This window comes from Kitasatospora sp. NPDC048286 (assembly GCF_043201735.1).
Lineage (GTDB): Bacteria > Actinomycetota > Actinomycetes > Streptomycetales > Streptomycetaceae > Kitasatospora.
In genome coordinates this window covers 195627-210843 of sequence record NZ_JBICZE010000010.1, presented here as the reverse complement: position 1 = coordinate 210843, position 15217 = coordinate 195627, and the positions used below count along the sequence as shown (strand labels likewise).

Below are 15217 nucleotides of genomic sequence, written 5' to 3'. Positions count from 1 at the left end.
GATGGTTCCCCCGAGGTGGTGATGGTTCGTCAGGGTGTCGCGGAGGCCGTCGGCCGCCGTCGGCGCAGTGCCCGGCGCAGGCGCGCGAGCGGGCCCGGCGGCCGTACGGGGGCCGGGTGGAGCCACTGCTCCAGGGCCCGGCGCCGTTCGTCGGCGAGCGGGCCGCCGTCGGTGAGCACCCACTGGGCGAAGGCCCGGGCGTCGGCGCGGTAGCCGCCGGTCTGCGGGTGGGAGCGGGCGTAGTCGAGGAAGAGCGGTCCGTACTGCTCCCCGAGCGCGCGGGGCAGCTCCGGGGCCACCTTGGCGGTGGTGGACCGCCGCTTGGCGGCCAGGCCGGCCGACTGGGCACGGACCTGGTGCCGGTCGAAGCCGGGCGGGACGGGGCCGCCGGCCACCAGGGCGGCCAGCAGCTCCTCCTGGCGCCGGGCCAGGCGCCGCCGGGCGGCGGCGAGGTCCTGGTCGGCGGCGGTCCGGCCGGTGTCCTCCCGCGCGGGGGCGGTCCGGTCGGCGTCCTCGCGTGCCGGGGCGGTCCGGCCCTCGTGCTCCGGTGTCGTGGTGTCGGTCATCGCCGGGCGCTCCCCTCCAGCACCCGGCGGATGGCGTCCAGCTCACCGGAGAGTTCGCTGGGCGGCGGGAAGTCGGCGTCCCGCTCCAGCAGGACCCCGGGCGGGGCGACCCGGGCGCAGAGTTCGGCCAGCACCTCCAGCACCGGTGCGGTGACGGGGTGGGCATGGGTGTCGTGCCAGACGCCGTCGACCAGGGTGCCGCCCGCGACGTGGACGTAGGCGAGCGCCTCCAGCGGCAGGCGGTCGAGTTCGGCGGCCGGGTCGATGCCGAGGTTGACCCGGTTGGTGTGCAGGTTGGCGACGTCGACCAGCAGCCGGACGCCGGTGCGCTCGACCAGTTCGGCGAGGAACTGGCCCTCGGTGAACTCGTCGTCCGGCCAGGCGAGCTGGGCGGCGACGTTCTCCAGGGCGAGCGGCACCGGAAGCCGGTCCTGGGCGATCCGGACGTTCTCGGCGATCACCCGCAGCGAGTCCCGGGTGCGGGGGACGGGCAGCAGGTGGCCGGCCTCCAGGCCGCCGGCCCGGACGAACGCGAGGTGCTCGGTGACCAGCGGGGAGCCGAGCGCCAGCGCGACCTCGGCGAGCCGGTCGAGGCGGCCGGGGTCGGGCAGGTCGGCGCCGCCGAGACCGAGGCCGACGCCGTGCGGGACGACGGTGACGCCGCGTCCGCGCAGGACGGTCAGGGATTCGGGCAGGTGGTCGGCGCAGACGTTCTCGGCGACCACCTCGACCCAGTCCAGGCCGGGTTGGCGTTCGACCACGGTGTCGATCTCGCTGCGCCAGCCGAGGCCGATGCCCAGGCGGGGCGGGGCTTGCGGGCCCGCGGCCGCTCGGGGCGCGGTTGCCGGGGTCGAGGTGGTGGAGGCGGGCAGTTCCAGGGCAGGGGAGGTCATCGGTTCGCCCCCTTCGGAGGGCCGGGTGGGAGGGCCGTCGACCGGTGCGGGCGTCGTCGCCGGAACCGCGCGGCCGTGCTGCTGAGAATGTCCCCGGGCGGGGTGGCTGCCAAGCCTCACCCGGTCTTCTCAGAGCATTATTTGAGCATGGCGCCCCGGGAGTGCGGGACCCGGCCCCGGGTCCGGGCCGGCCCGCGGTCGGGGTGCCCGGCCGGCGGGAAAATCGCGGGCGCCGGACGGGAGGGCGCGGCTAGCGTGGGAATCCATGACTTCTTCGAACGCACACATGACGATCCGTGAATTCCGCCCCGAGGACGCCGAGGCCGTGGCCGCGGCCCACCGGGCCGGGCGCGAGCACCTGGTGCTCTCCGCCGAGACCCTGATCTGGCTGAACGCCCAGCCGAGCCCCGAGGAGCACTTCCGCACCTTCGTCGCCGAGCTGGACGGCCGGGTGGTCGGCGCGGTGCGCTGCGGGGTGGTGCTCGGGACGACGGCCCGGGGCATCGGCTACGCCAACGGCAGCGTGCTGCCCGCGTTCCGGCGGCACGGCGCCGCCACCGGGCTGTTGGCCGCGGCCGAACGGCACCTGACCGGGCACGGGGTGACGGAGCTGCACACCTGGGTGGACGACGAGCCCGCCTCGCTGGCCTTCGCCACCGCCCGGGGCTACCGGCTCGGGCGCACCATGCAGTTCGCCGGACGGGACCTGGCGCTGCCGCTGCCGGCGGCGCCCGTACGGCCCGCCGGTGTCGAGCTGCGCCCGGCCGCCGACTGGGCGGCCGACCCGCACCCGGTGTTCCTGGTCGAGGCGGACGCCATCCTGGACGAGCCCGGCAGCGAAGTGCCGATGGACGCCTACGAGTACGAGGACTGGCTGCGCAACGACTGGACCCGGCCGGACCGGGACCTCGCCCTGAGCGTGGTCGCCGTGGTGGACGGCCGCCCGGCCGCGTTCAGCATGGCGCAGACCGACGGGCTGGGCCGCTACTGGTCCGCGTTCACCGCCTGCCGCCGGGAGTTCCGCGGCCGGGGTCTGACCAAGCTGGCCAAGCTCGAGTCCCTGCGGCTCGCCGCCGCGGCCGGCCTGCGGCACGCGTACACCAGCAACGACACGACCAACGCGCCGATGCTGGCGATCAACGCGTGGCTGGGCTACGAGCGCTGCGCGGGGGAGCGCAAGGGGATCAAGCGGCTGGAGCAGCCGAAGCAGCCCCCGGAGCAGGGGATCTGACGCTCCGGAACCGGGGCAGGGGGCACTTCGGCCAGATGTGGTCCAGACCACGTAGCGTGAAACGGGACAGACCATTCCTCTTCGGGCGCGAAGTGGCTTGAACTGTAATAGTTTTGCTCCATTCCTGTCACCGCATGGGCATAATCGCGCACATGACGATCAGCCGTGCGAACGTGAGCGCGATTGCCGAGGACCTGTATGTGTGGCTCCCGCCGAAGCGGGGCTGGGGCCTGGCCAACTGCGGGCTGCTGGCCTCGGAGACCACCGCGCTCTGGATCGACACGCCGTACGACCCCTCGATGGCCGGGGAGTTCCTCGCCGCGAGCCGGCGCCTGCTGCCGGACGGGGTCGGGATCGACCGGGTGGTCGTCACCCACGCCAACGGGGACCACCTGTGGGGCGCCGGGGTGCTGCCGGACGCCGAGGTGATCGCCACCCGCGAGGCGCTGGAGCACATCCACTGGGAGCCCACCCCGAAGCAGCAGCACGCCCTGGTCGCCAACAGCGACCCGGACTCGCCGCTCGGCGGCTACCTGAAGGAGCACTTCGGGCGGTTCGACTGGTCCGACACCGAGCCGGTGCGCCCCGACACCGTCTTCACCGGCGAGCTGGAACTGACCGTCGGCCGCTACCCGGTGCGGATCACCAGCCTGCCCGCCGCCCACACCGGCGGCGACCTGCTGGTCCACCTCCCGCACCAGCGCGCGGTGTTCACCGGCGACGTGATCTTCTCCTCGACCCCCGAGCAGCCCGGCGACCACCCCTCGCACTGGGCCGGACCGCTGGAGAACGTCATCGCCGCCTGCGAGCAGGCCCTCGCCACCGGCGCGGAGATCTTCGTGCCCGGCCACGGCCCGGTACTCGACCGCGACGGCGTCCGGGAGCACATCGGCTACCTCGCCTACGTCCGCGAGCGCGCCCACGTCCTGCACGCCGCCGGGATACCCGCCCTCGACGCCGCCCGGCGGGTGATCGCCGAGCAGCGCTACCCCGAACTCGGCCTGCCCGAGCGGCTGGTGCTCACCATCGCGGCCGAGTACCGGCACCTGGACGGCTCGGCGGCCCCCGGCGCCCTGGAGGCCCTGGGCCAGGTCGCCATGGTGGCCCGGGAACTGGCCGAGGACTCCGCCCGCGCCCCGCGCCCGCGCACCGTCCGGAACTGACCCCGCCCGGCCCCGCCGCCCCACCTCCCCCCGGCCCCGCCGTACCACCCGGTCCACCCCGCAAGCACTCCCGAGGACTTCGATGACGCTGATCGCGCTGATCGTCCTGGCGCTGGTCGCCGCCGTGGCCGCGGCCGTGCTCGCCCGCGGCCGGGCCCGGGCCCTCGCCCGGGCGACGGCCGCCGAGACCGCGCTCGGCCGGGGCGAGGAGCGCGCCCGGGCCGCCGAGGGCGGGCTCGCCCGCGCCGAGCAGCAGCAGCGCGACGCGCAGGAGGCCGCCAGGCACTCCGCCGAGGAGGCCCGGCGGGAGCGGGAGCGCGCCCGGGCCGCCGAGGACGGCGTCCGCGAGGCGCAGGAGACGGCCCGGCAGGCACAGGCCGACGTCCGGGAGGCCGTGCAGCAGGGCGACGCCGCGACCGCCCGCGCCGAGCGGGCCGAGCACGCGCTCGCCGCCGCCGAGGCGCGGGGCGCCGCGCTGCTCGCCGAGATCGGCCACCTCGCCCAGGAGCGGGTCGCCGCCACCGCCGTACGGCTCACCCACGCCAACGCCCCGCTGGTCGGCCCGCTGGACCCGCAGGCCGTCGGCCCCGAGGCGGTCCGGGCGCTGCAGGCCGTCCTGGACGCCGCCCTCGCCGCCCTCGCCGACGAGCGCGAACGGGTGGACGCCGCCGCCCGTGCCGCCATGCGCGGCGCCACCTCCCGGATCCAGACCCTGCTGTACCAGATCCAGAGCCTGGTCCAGCAGCTCCAGCACGAGAACGACGACCCCCGGCTGCTGGAGGTCGACTTCCGCAACGAGGTCGCGCTGCGCCGGATCCAGACCGTCGCGGTGCTCTGCGAGGCCTGGCCGGGCCTGGCCCGCACCGACTCGCCGCTCGCCGAGGTGGTCGTCGGCGCACTCTCCCGGGTGCCCGGGTACGCCCGGATCAAGGTCGCCAACCACCTGCGCGAGCAGCACCTCGCCGTGGTCGCCCGGGCCGCCGAGCCGATCGCCGTCAGCATCGCCGAACTGCTCGCCAACGCCACCGCCTACTCCCACCCGGAGACCGACGTCCCGGTCACCGTCCAGCAGGGCGGCCGCGGCGCGCTGGTGATCATCGACGACAGCGGCATCGGCATGGACGAGGACCAGCTGCGCCGCGCCCGCCGACTGCTGGCCGGCCCGCCCGACATGCTGCTCACCGAGCTCGGCAACCCGCCCAAGACCGGCTTCGCGGTGATCGGCAAGCTGGCCCGCCAGTACGGCTTCTCCTGCCACATCGAGCCCTCGCCGTACGGCGGCATGCGGACCATCCTGCGCATCCCGGCCGCGCTGGTGACCGTCGTGGACGACGAGCGGCAGCTGTCGGTGCTCACCCCGTTGCCGCTGCGGCCCGGCCCGGCGCCGGCGCCCACCGTCGCGGCCGTGCCGCCGATGCGCGACGCGGACGAGCAGGACGGCCCGCGGCTCGCCGACCGCCACAACCGGCCGGGCCCGCACCCGGTCCCCGCGATCCGGGTGGTGCCGGACCCGGTCGCGGACGGCCCGGAAGGCGACGAGCCGGCGGCCGGTGCGCCCGCGGTGGACGCCCCCGCGAACGAGGCACCCGTGGCCGAGGCACCCGCGGTCGACGACGGCACCGGCCTGCCGACCCGGCGCCGCCGCCGTCCGCTGGCCGCGGAGCGCCCGGCCCCCGCCGCGGGGCCCGCCCCCATGGCCGACCGCACCCCCGAGCGGGCCGCCGCCCACTGGCAGGCGCTGCAGCGGGGCACCGACTCCGGCCGGGCCGCCGTGGCCCGGGCCGCACGCGAGGAGGCCGCCGGCGCCGCACCCGGCCCGGCCGCTCCCGGACACAGCGACAGCACCACCGGCACGACGAACACCGGCAGCACCACCGGCGCGACCGGCACGCGTACGGGCAGCACCGGCAGCACCGGCACTTCCGGCGACACCGCCGCCGACCACGACCCCGGCGCCCGGAGCGCCGGTCCGACCTTAGAAGGAGCAGAGCAGTGAGCAGCACGCCCAGCCCGACCACCACCGACGAGATCTCGTGGGTGCTGACCCCGCTGCTGGAGCTGCCGGGGGTGCTGCACGCGGTCATCGCCACCGGGGACGGCCTGGTCGAGGGCGCCTCGGACGGCCTGGAGCGGGCCTCGGCCGAGCGGGTCGCCGCGATGACCGCCACCGTGCACGCCGCCGCCCGCGCCTTCACCGCCGCGTTCACCGACGTCGAGCGGCCCCGGCTGGCCCAGACCGTGGTGGAGTCCGACCTCGGCTACGCCGTCGTGGTGCCCGCCGGGGAGAACACCTCGCTCGCCGTCTTCACCTCGCCGGAAGCCCAACTCGGCAACGTGGCCTACCAGATGCAGCTGCAGGTCGCCGCCCTCGGTCGCGCGCTCGCGAGCCCGACCCGGCGGCAGGACGACGACGAGCGGTCATGACCGCCGCCCCCCGCAGGCGGATGGTGCCCGCCTACCTGGCCACCGGCGGCCGCAGCCGCCCCGGCACCAAGGGCTTCGAGCGGCTGACCGTGCTGTTCGCCGACCGCGCCGACTGCGCCGACCCGCCGAACGCGCTCGAACCCGAACACCGCCGGCTGTGGGAACTGCTGCGCCCCGGCGCGCTCACCGTGGTGGAGGCCGCCGCGCACCTGAGGCTGCCGGTCAGCGCCACCGTCTTCCTCGCGGCCGACCTGGTCGAGGCGGGCTGCCTGCACGCCCGCGCGCCGATCCCGCGCGCCCAGCAGACCGACCGCTCCATCGTCGAGAGGCTCCTCGTTGGACTCCGTGCGCTCCGGTGACCCGGCCGGCCGGCCGGGCCCGGAAGACCAGAGCCGGGTGGGCTACCTGCCCGACCAGGACCAGACGCTGATGAAACTGGTGGTGGCCGGCCCGTTCGGGGTCGGCAAGACCACCCTCATCCGCACCCTCTCCGAGATCGCCACCCTGCACACCGAGGAGGCGATGACCGAGACCGGCCGTCCGGTGGACGACCTGGCCGGCGTGCCCGAGAAGGTCACCACCACCGTCGCCGTCGACTTCGGCCGGCTCACCCTGCCCGGCAACGTCGTGCTCTACATGTTCGGCACCCCCGGCCAGCGCCGCTTCTTCCCGCTCTGGCGGGACATCGCCCGCGGCGCCGTGGGCGCCCTGGTGCTCGCCGACACCCGACGGCTGGCCGACTCCTTCGAGATCATGGACATGGTCGAGGAGCAGGGCCTGCCGTACGCCGTCGCCGTCAACCGCTTCCCGGACGCACCGGACCATCCGGTCGACGTGCTGCGCACCCACCTGGACCTGCACGCCACCACCCCGCTGCTGCTCTGCGACGCCCGGGACCGCGACAGCAGCCTGGACGCGCTGATCGCGCTGGCCGAGCACGTCCTGGACTCCCTGCCCGCGGCGCCCGCCGCCCCCGTCACACCGGAGCAGCCGTGACCGCCGAGTCCCGCCCGACCCCGATCCACGGCCCGGTCTTCGCCGCCGATCCCCAGCTGGTCTACGAGCGGCTGCGGCGGCACGGCGCGGTCGCCCCGGTGGAGATCGCCCCCGGCGTGGAGGCCCTGCTGGTCACCGACTACCAGGCCGCGCTGGACCTGCTGCGCGACACCGACACCTTCTCCAAGGACTCCCGGGTCTGGCAGCACAACCTGCCACCGGATTCCCCGCTGATGCCGATGCTCGGCTACCGCCCGACCGCGCTGTTCAGCGACGGCGAGACGCACGCGCGCTACCGGGCGGTGATCACCGACGCCCTCGCGCTGTTCGAACCGCACCGGCTGCAGCGCCAGGTCGCCGAGACCGCGCACCGGCTGATCGACCGCTTCGCCGCCGTCGGGCGGGCCGACCTGATCGCCGAGTACGCCCGTCAGTTGCCCGCCTTCGTGCTGACCACCTGGTTCGGCGTGCCCGAGGCGCAGCACGCCGAGATGGTGGCCGCGATCACCGGGCTGATCGAGTCCACCGAACAGGCGGGCGCCGCGTACGGGAAGCTCCTCGCGGTGGTCACCGCGATGGTCGCCGAGCGCCGCGAGCGCCCCCGGCACGACCTCACCTCCTGGTACGTCACCCACCCGGTCGGGCTGGACGACGACGAGGTGATCCGGCAGATCACCCTGACCCTGATCGCCGGACACGAGCCGACCACCAACCTGATCGGCAACGCCCTGCTGCGCCTGCTCACCGACGCCCGCTACGCCGGCTCGCTGTTCGGCGGCGCGATGACCGCCCACCAGGCGATCGACGAGGTGCTCTGGCACGCGCCGCCGATGGCCAACTTCTCGGCCCACTACCCGCGGTACGACATCACCTTCCACGGCCGCGAGATCGAGGCGGGCTCCCTGGTGCTGGTCTCGTACGCGGCCGCCAACTCCCAGGCCGCGCCGCCCGCCGAGGACAGCGGGCCGCGCAGCGGCGAGAGCGCCCACCTGGCCTGGGCGGCCGGCCCGCACGCCTGCCCGGCCCGGGACCCGGCCCTGCTGATCGCGATCACCGCGATCGAGCAGCTGGGCAGCCGCCTCAGCGACCTCGAACTGGCCACTCCCGCCGAGGACCTGCTCTGGCGCCCGGGCCCGTTCCACCGGGCGCTGACGCGCCTTCCGGTCCGCTTCCAGCCGGTCGAGGGGTAGCGCGAGGGCCCGGACACCCTCGGGGTGCCCGGGCCCTCGCGTACGCCGCTACTCGGCCGGCTTCAGCGTCAGCGAGACGCTGTTGATGCAGTAGCGCTGGTCGGTCGGCGTGCCGTAGCCCTCGCCCTCGAAGACGTGCCCGAGGTGCCCGCCGCACTTGGCGCAGCGCACCTCGACCCGGCGCATGCCGAGCGAGGTGTCCTCGATGTACTGGACCCGGTCCCCGGCCAGCGGCGCGTAGTAGGACGGCCAGCCGCAGTGGCTGTCGAACTTGGTCTCGGAGCTGAACAGCTCGGACCCGCAGGCCCGGCAGCTGTAGACACCGACCGTCTTGGTGTCGGTGTACTCACCGGTGAACGGGCGCTCGGTGCCCGCCTCGCGGAGCACGTGGTACTCCTCGGGGCTGAGCTGGGCGCGCCACTCGGCCTCGGTCTTCTCGATCTCGTAACTCATCTCACGGCTCCCGGTCGCGGCGTACGTCGGACGGACGTGGGTCAGGCGGACGTGGGTCAGACGTTGGATGCAACGTTCGCGAGGTGCGCCAGGCCTCCCTCAATATGGTCAAGGATGGCCGGGCCGAGGTTGGTGACGTCGCCCGCGCCCATGGTGAGCAGCAGGTCGCCCGGGCGGGCGAGGCCGGCCAGCACGGCGGGGGCGGCGGCGAAGGAGTGCTCGGCGGTGACCTCGGCGCCGGCCCGGCGGGCCGCGTCGATGATCAGCTCGCTGGTCACGCCGGGGATCGGGTCCTCGCGGGCCGGGTAGATGTCCAGCACCACCGAGGCGTCGGCCAGCGCCAGGGCGCGGCCCATCTCCTCGGAGAGCTGCTGGGTGCGGCTGAACAGGTGCGGCTGGAAGACCACCAGCACCCGGCCGTCGCCGGTCAGGCCCTCCCGGATCGCCTCCAGGTCGGCGGTCATCTCGGTGGGGTGGTGGGCGTAGGAGTCGATCACCTGGACCCCGCCGGCCTCGCCCTTGAGCTGGAGGCGGCGGCGCACGCCGGTGTAGGCGCCGAGCGCCTTGGCCAGGTCGGCGGCCGGGACGCCCAGCGCGACGCCGGCGGCCAGCGCGGCCACCGCGTTGTGGGCGTAGTGCCGGCCGGGCACCGAGACGGTGAAGGCCAGCTCGGCGCCGTCCAGCAGCACGGTGACCTCGCTGGTCATGCCGTGGGCGACCACCGAGAGCACCCGCAGGTCGGCGTCCTCGGCGGAGCCGACCGTCACCACGTTCAGGCCCTCGCGGCCGGCCACCCGGGAGGTGAGCTCGCGGGCGCCGTCGTGGTCGGCCGAGACCACCAGGGTGCCGCCGGGGACGATCCGGCCGACGAAGGTCTCGAAGGACTCGTAGATCTCCTCGATCGAGGCGTAGTTGGCGTGGTGGTCCAGCTCCACGTTGAGCACGATCGCCACCTCGGGCGCGTACTTGTGGAAGCTGCGGTCGCTCTCGTCCGCCTCGGCGACGAAGATCTCGCCGGTGCCGTGGTGGGCGTTGGAGCCGGGGGCGTCGAGGTCGCCGCCGATCGCGTAGGACGGGTCCAGGCCCAGCTCGCCGAGGGCGACGGCGAGCATGCTGGTGGTGGTGGTCTTGCCGTGGGTGCCGGCCACCGCCAGCGCCCGGCGGCCGCCCATCAGCGCGGCCAGCGCGTCGGAGCGGTGCACCACCGGGATGCCGCGCTCGTGGGCGGCGACCAGCTCGGGGTTGTCGGCGCGGATCGCGCTGGAGACGACCACGCTGCTGGTGCCGTCCGGGACGTGCTCGGCGGCGTGGCCGACGTGCACGGTGGCGCCGAGGGCGCGCAGCGCGAGGACGGTCTCGGACTCCTTGGAGTCACTGCCGGAGACGCCGGCCCCGCGCACGGCGAGGATCTTCGCCAGGCCGGACATCCCGGCGCCGCCGATGCCGATGAAGTGCGGGGCGTGCAGGTCGTGCGCGGCGTCGTTCAAGGCGTGGCTCCGTACGGGCGGGGGCAGACAGGTCGGGCGGACGGGACGGGAAGACGGAATCGTCCTCGCGGGCGGACCGCAAGGACGATTCTGCACCACCACCGGGCGGGGCTAGGAGTCGCTGGCGAACAGCCTGAGCACCGGGACCCCGACCTTGTGCCGGGCCTGGGAGGCCCAGTCGCGGTGGAAGAACTCCTCGACGAAGTGCGGCGAGGTGAGCACCACCACCTCGTCCGCCCGCTGCTCCTCGACGACCGCGCGCAGCCGCTCCAGCGGCTTCTCCTCCACCAGCTCGCCCACCGCCGCGGCCCCGGCCGTGCGCAGGTGGCGCAGGCTGTGCTCCAGCGACTCGGTGGCCACCGTCGGGCCGCTCTCGGACTCGTCGTGCTCGTGCACCACCTTGTCGAGGTGGCCGAGGGCGACGTCGTCGAGCGCCCGCAGCAGTTCGTCCTGCCTGCCGCGCGGCTGCATCAGGACGACGAAGGACACCTCCTCCTCGCCGTGGAGCGTGGTGACGAGTTCCACGTCCGCGTCCGAGAGAGCCTTTTCGATCATCAGTACCGTCTTGAACACGTGAGTCCCTTCCAGTGGCCGGCCCCCGGGCCCCGGCATCGCATAACGGGCTCACGATCAGGGGGTCACGGGGTCATCCGAACCCGGGCGACGCAGGTAGCGGGTGAAGAGGAAACCTTTCTGCTCGATCAATGAGACCAGCCGCATCCGCTGCACGTCCGGCATTTGCGCATCGTGGAGGATGCGCGGCGCGTCGCCGCCGGTGAGCAGCGGGGCCAGCGACAGGCACAACTCGTCCAGCAGGCCGGCCGCCGCGAGCTGCCCCAGCAGGCGCGGGCCGCCCTCGGTCAGCAGCCGGGTCCAGCCCCGCGCGGCCAGGGCCGCCACGCCCGCCCGCAGGTCCACCGCGCCGGTGCCGGCGAGCACCAGGTCGGCCACCTCGGCGACCGCCCGGCGGCGCTCCGTGGGGGCGTCCTCGGTAGTGATCACCACCGTCCTGACCAGCGGTTCGGTGAACAGCGGAGCCGTCAGGTCCAGCCGCAGCGAGCGGCTCACCACGGCGATCACCGGGGCGGGCGCCTGCCCGGCCGCCGCCCGGGCCGCCGCGAACTCCTTGCGCGCCCTGGCCGGCCGGTAGCCCTCGGCGCGGACCGTCTCCGCGCCCACCAGTACCACGTCCGACAGCGCCCGCAGCACCCCGAAGATCCGCTTGTCGGCGTCGCCGGAGAGGCCCTCGGAGAGCCCGTCCAGCCTGGCCCCGCCGTCCAGGCCGGACACCATGTTGGCGCGCAGCCAGGGGCGTCCCTGATTCACCTGTTCGGGGTACGCGTACACGGCGGCGAGCGATTCCAGTGCGGCCGGATCCTCGAGCCGCCCGTCCAGCGGGCTGATCAACTGTTGCATGTCCTCAGTCTTCCACCGCGACCCCGGCGCCGTCCGGGGCAGCGGGCCGAGGGCCGTCCGGGGCCGCGGGCCCCGCGTCCGGACCCGTGCGTCGTTCGGACGGCTCACCCGGCAGGCGTACCCTCTACTGATGTGCCCGCAGCCTCCCACCCCGCAACCGCGACCGAGCCGATAGCCGCCGCACCCGCGTCCGGCTCCCCGATCGCGCTCACCGACCGCCGTCCCGTGGTGCCCGCCGAGCGGCTGGTCGCCGAGATGGTCCCGCCGCCCCGGTTCGCCGACGTGAGCTTCGGGACGTACATCCCGGACCCGACCCAGCCGAGCCAGTACGAGGCCGTCCAGGTCCTGGAGCAGTTCGCGGCCACCCTCGGTGGAGGAAACGGTTCCGCGCCCAAGCGCAGCTGGTTCCGCCGCTCCGCCCCCGCGCCCACCGGCCCGGCCGGGGTCTACCTCGACGGCGGCTACGGCGTCGGCAAGACCCACCTGCTCGCCTCGCTCTGGCACTCCGCCCCCGGCCCCAAGGCCTTCGGCACCTTCGTCGAGCTGACCAACCTGGTCGGCGCGCTCGGCTTCCAGCAGGCCGTGCGGACCCTCTCCGGGCACACCCTGCTCTGCATCGACGAGTTCGAGCTGGACGACCCGGGCGACACCGTGCTGGTCTCCACCCTGCTCGGCCGGCTGGTCGACAACGGCGTGAAGCTGTGCGCCACCTCGAACACCCTGCCGGAGAAGCTCGGCGAGGGCCGCTTCGCCGCCGCCGACTTCCTGCGCGAGATCCAGGGCCTGTCCGCGCACTTCCGCCCGATGCGCATCGACGGCCAGGACTACCGCCACCGCGGCCTGCCGGACGCCCCGCCGCCGTACACCGACGAGGCCGTCGCGGCCGTCGCGGTCCGCACCCCCGGCGCCTCGCTGGACGACTTCGACGCCCTGCTCGCCCACCTCTCCGCCGTCCACCCCAGCCGCTACGGCGCGCTGCTGGACGACGTCACCGCGGTCTGCCTGCGCGGCGTCAAGCAGGTCGACGACCAGTCCACCGCGCTGCGCCTGGTCGTGCTGGCCGACCGGATGTACGACCGCGAGCTGCCGATCACCGCCTCCGGCCTGCCCTTCGACCAGGTCTTCCCGGAGGAGATGCTGCGCGGCGGCTACCGCAAGAAGTACCTGCGCGCCATCTCCCGCCTGGTCGCCCTCGCCCGGGACAGCGCCAAGTAGGACCCGCTTGTCGGTGGTGGGTCGTACCGTTGAGTGGTGCGTCCCATCACGAGTATTGAGCGGTCCGTGGCGCCCTTCGAGGTCGTCAGCCCCTTCCAGCCGAACGGCGACCAGCCGGCGGCGATCGCCGAGCTGGAACGGCGGATCAGGGGAGGGGAGAAGGACGTCGTGCTGCTCGGTGCCACCGGCACCGGCAAGTCGGCCACCACGGCCTGGATGATCGAGAAGCTCCAGCGGCCCACCCTGGTGATGGCGCCGAACAAGACGCTGGCCGCCCAGCTGGCCAACGAGTTCCGCGAGTTGCTGCCGAACAACGCGGTCGAGTACTTCGTCTCGTACTACGACTACTACCAGCCCGAGGCGTACGTCCCGCAGACGGACACCTACATCGAGAAGGACTCCTCGATCAACGAGGAGGTCGAGCGGCTGCGGCACTCGGCGACCAACTCGCTGCTCACCCGCCGGGACGTCGTCGTGGTCGCCTCGGTCTCCTGCATCTACGGCCTCGGCACCCCGCAGGAGTACGTGGACCGCATGGTGCGGCTGAAGGTCGGCCAGGAGATCGACCGGGACGACCTGCTGCGCCGCTTCGTCGACATCCAGTACGCCCGCAACGACGTGGCCTTCACCCGCGGCACCTTCCGGGTCCGCGGGGACACCGTCGAGATCTTCCCGGTCTACGAGGAACTGGCCGTCCGGATCGAGATGTTCGGCGACGAGATCGAGGCGCTGTACACCCTGCACCCGCTCACCGGCGAGATCATCAGCCAGGACGACTCGGTCTACGTCTTCCCCGCCTCGCACTACGTGGCCGGCCCCGAGCGGATGGAGCGCGCGGTCAACGGCATCGAGGCGGAGCTGACGCGGACCCTCGCCAAGCTGGAGAAGCAGGGCAAGCTGCTGGAGGCCCAGCGGCTGCGGATGCGCACCACCTACGACATCGAGATGCTGCGCCAGATCGGCACCTGCTCGGGCGTCGAGAACTACTCGATGCACTTCGACGGCCGCGAACCCGGCTCCCCGCCGAACACCCTGCTCGACTACTTTCCGGAGGACTTCCTCCTGGTCATCGACGAGTCGCACGTCACCGTCCCGCAGATCGGCGCGATGTACGAGGGCGACGCCTCGCGCAAGCGCACCCTGGTCGAGCACGGCTTCCGGCTGCCCTCCGCGATGGACAACCGCCCGCTGAAGTGGGAGGAGTTCCTGGGGCGGATCGGCCAGACCGTCTACCTCTCGGCGACGCCGGGCCAGTACGAGCTGTCGCGCGGTGACGGCCAGGTCGAGCAGATCATCCGCCCGACCGGCCTGATCGACCCCGAGGTGATCGTCAAGCCGACCGAGGGCCAGATCGACGACCTGGTGCACGAGGTCCGCAAGCGGGTCGAGCGGGACGAGCGCGTCCTGGTCACCACGCTGACCAAGAAGATGGCCGAGGACCTCACCGACTACATGCTCGGCCTGGACATCCGGGTCCGGTACCTGCACAGCGACGTGGACACCCTGCGCCGGGTGGAGCTGCTGCGCGAGCTGCGGGCGGGCCGGTTCGACGTGCTGGTCGGCATCAACCTGCTGCGCGAGGGCCTGGACCTGCCCGAGGTGTCGCTGGTGGCGATCCTGGACGCGGACAAGGAGGGCTTCCTGCGCTCCGGCACCTCGCTGATCCAGACGATCGGCCGCGCGGCCCGCAACGTCTCCGGCCAGGTCCACATGTACGCGGACAGGATCACCCCCGCGATGGAGAAGGCCATCGACGAGACCAACCGCCGCCGGGCCGTGCAGCAGGCCTACAACAAGGAGCACGGGATCGACCCGCAGCCGCTGCGCAAGAAGATCGGCGACATCCTGGACACCCTCGCCCGCGAGGACGTCGACACCGACGATCTGCTCTCCACCGGCTACCGCAACCAGGGCAAGGGCAAGGCCCCGGTACCGGCGCTGGGCGCGGAGCGCAAGCCGGGCAAGTCCCTGCCGGCCGCCGAGCTGGCGGACCTGATCCAGGAGATGACCGACCGGATGCACACGGCCGCCGCCGACCTCCAGTTCGAGGTCGCGGCCCGGCTGCGCGACGAGGTCAAGGAGCTGAAGAGGGAACTGCGGCAGATGCGCGAGGCCGGTGTGGCGTAGGTACGGCGGAGGGGAGCCTCCGCGCGGCGAACGGTCTTGGCCGGAATGGCACCGGT

At 73.9% G+C, this 15217-nt stretch carries 13 protein-coding genes and 1 pseudogene; 9 read left to right on the top strand and 5 right to left on the bottom strand.

The features are described from left to right. Positions 1-29: 29 nt before the first annotated feature. Positions 30-1459: pseudogene (locus tag ACGF13_RS24710) on the bottom strand (DUF692 domain-containing protein). A 286-nt stretch (positions 1460-1745) separates the two neighbouring features. Between ACGF13_RS24710 and ACGF13_RS24705 the strand changes: the two are divergent. The 7 genes from ACGF13_RS24705 (at position 1746) to ACGF13_RS24675 (ending at position 8463) form a co-directional block, all read left to right on the top strand. After that, positions 1746-2690 carry a GNAT family N-acetyltransferase gene (locus ACGF13_RS24705; RefSeq protein WP_392878571.1) on the top strand — a complete coding sequence of 315 codons (945 nt, stop codon included), beginning with the start codon at positions 1746-1748 and terminating at the stop codon, positions 2688-2690. A 152-nt stretch (positions 2691-2842) separates the two neighbouring features. Further along, on the top strand, positions 2843-3853 hold the full coding sequence (locus tag ACGF13_RS24700; RefSeq protein WP_392878569.1) for an MBL fold metallo-hydrolase: 1011 nt from the start codon (positions 2843-2845) through the stop codon (positions 3851-3853). Between the two features lie 82 nt (positions 3854-3935). Further along, a complete protein-coding gene (locus ACGF13_RS24695) occupies positions 3936-5849 on the top strand; it encodes an ATP-binding protein (protein ID WP_392878567.1) in 1914 nt (637 codons plus the stop codon). After that, on the top strand, positions 5846-6277 hold the full coding sequence (locus tag ACGF13_RS24690; protein WP_392878565.1) for a roadblock/LC7 domain-containing protein: 432 nt from the start codon (positions 5846-5848) through the stop codon (positions 6275-6277). The genes ACGF13_RS24695 and ACGF13_RS24690 overlap by 4 nt, the downstream gene beginning before the upstream one ends. Continuing rightward, positions 6274-6636: a DUF742 domain-containing protein gene (locus tag ACGF13_RS24685; RefSeq protein WP_392878563.1), complete on the top strand. Its 363-nt coding sequence runs from the start codon at positions 6274-6276 to the stop codon at positions 6634-6636. Before ACGF13_RS24690 ends, ACGF13_RS24685 begins: the two co-directional genes overlap by 4 nt. A 70-nt stretch (positions 6637-6706) precedes the next feature. Next, positions 6707-7273 carry an ATP/GTP-binding protein gene (locus ACGF13_RS24680; protein WP_392878859.1) on the top strand — a complete coding sequence of 189 codons (567 nt, stop codon included), beginning with the start codon at positions 6707-6709 and terminating at the stop codon, positions 7271-7273. Next, positions 7270-8463 carry a cytochrome P450 gene (locus ACGF13_RS24675; protein WP_392878561.1) on the top strand — a complete coding sequence of 398 codons (1194 nt, stop codon included), beginning with the start codon at positions 7270-7272 and terminating at the stop codon, positions 8461-8463. The genes ACGF13_RS24680 and ACGF13_RS24675 overlap by 4 nt, the downstream gene beginning before the upstream one ends. Positions 8464-8511: 48 nt before the next feature. On the opposite strand, the gene msrB is transcribed toward ACGF13_RS24675, so the two are convergent. The 4 genes from msrB to ACGF13_RS24655 all read right to left on the bottom strand — a co-directional run bounded on the left by msrB (position 8512) and on the right by ACGF13_RS24655 (position 11819). Further along, a complete protein-coding gene (gene msrB / locus ACGF13_RS24670; RefSeq protein ID WP_392878559.1) occupies positions 8512-8916 on the bottom strand; it encodes a peptide-methionine (R)-S-oxide reductase MsrB in 405 nt (134 codons plus the stop codon). Between the two features lie 56 nt (positions 8917-8972). After that, a complete protein-coding gene (murC, locus tag ACGF13_RS24665; protein ID WP_392878557.1) occupies positions 8973-10403 on the bottom strand; it encodes a UDP-N-acetylmuramate--L-alanine ligase in 1431 nt (476 codons plus the stop codon). Positions 10404-10514: 111 nt separating this feature from the next. After that, complete coding sequence (locus ACGF13_RS24660) at positions 10515-10976, bottom strand: indole-3-glycerol phosphate synthase (protein WP_392878555.1); 462 nt, start codon at positions 10974-10976, stop codon at positions 10515-10517. Between the two features lie 57 nt (positions 10977-11033). After that, positions 11034-11819 (bottom strand): pyrimidine reductase family protein, encoded by a 786-nt coding sequence (locus ACGF13_RS24655; protein ID WP_392878553.1) that lies wholly within the window; start codon positions 11817-11819, stop codon positions 11034-11036. A gap of 171 nt (positions 11820-11990) precedes the next feature. Here ACGF13_RS24655 and zapE point away from each other — a divergent pair, with 171 nt between their 5' ends. Next, on the top strand, positions 11991-13034 hold the full coding sequence (zapE, locus tag ACGF13_RS24650; RefSeq protein WP_392878857.1) for a cell division protein ZapE: 1044 nt from the start codon (positions 11991-11993) through the stop codon (positions 13032-13034). A 36-nt stretch (positions 13035-13070) separates the two neighbouring features. Then, entirely contained in the window at positions 13071-15161 is a 2091-nt protein-coding gene (gene uvrB, locus ACGF13_RS24645) for an excinuclease ABC subunit UvrB (protein ID WP_392878550.1), read from the top strand. The last annotated feature ends 56 nt before the right edge of the window (positions 15162-15217 follow it).